2 tRNA genes are annotated in these 629 nt (G+C 48.6%); both read left to right on the forward strand.

The features are described 5' to 3' along the window. Window positions 1-84 precede the first annotated feature (84 nt). A tRNA-Ile gene (locus A7W11_RS01130) sits at window positions 85-161 on the forward strand. Window positions 162-206: 45 nt separating this feature from the next. Further along, window positions 207-282 (forward strand) — tRNA-Ala (locus tag A7W11_RS01135). Window positions 283-629: the final 347 nt, after the last annotated feature.

Below are 629 nucleotides of genomic sequence, written 5' to 3' on the forward strand. Positions count from 1 at the left end.
CTCCTTTAAGAGCTGAAGCTCACGTCATTAAGCGTCCACGCTTATCGGTTGTTTGTTGTGAAATGACTTACCTAGGTTTTGAGGGGGTCTGTAGCTCAGTCGGTTAGAGCACCGTCTTGATAAGGCGGGGGTCGTTGGTTCGAATCCAACCAGACCCACCAAGATTTCTGTGCGATGTTGGTGAAACCAGCGTCTGTGTAGGAAACGGGGGATTAGCTCAGCTGGGAGAGCGCCTGCTTTGCAAGCAGGATGTCGTCGGTTCGATCCCGTCATCCTCCACCAAAGCCTAACGATGAGTACTGCGAGTCAGTATTGATCGTTGGTCTTTATGCAGTTTGGTTTAGACCAGTCATACGCTCTTTAACAATGAGGAAGAAGCACAACGTAAAGTGTTTCTGAGTAATCGAGTTTCCACCAGGGAGCTTGATGAAAAGGGATACGGGTTGTGATTGCATTAAATTGTTCTCAAAAGTCAAGGTTGACGAGTAGCAGGCAGTACTGGAGCGTCCGCGAGGATGATCTGGAGGTGGCGAAAGTCGATGAGCTTTGAATGAACGGCACAAGCGCGAAACTCAGCACCTATAAGACTCTAGTGTTATAGGATCAAGCGACTAAGTGCACATGGTGGA

It is taken from the genome of Bordetella ansorpii, from assembly GCF_900078315.1.
Lineage (GTDB): Bacteria > Pseudomonadota > Gammaproteobacteria > Burkholderiales > Burkholderiaceae_B > Bordetella > Bordetella ansorpii.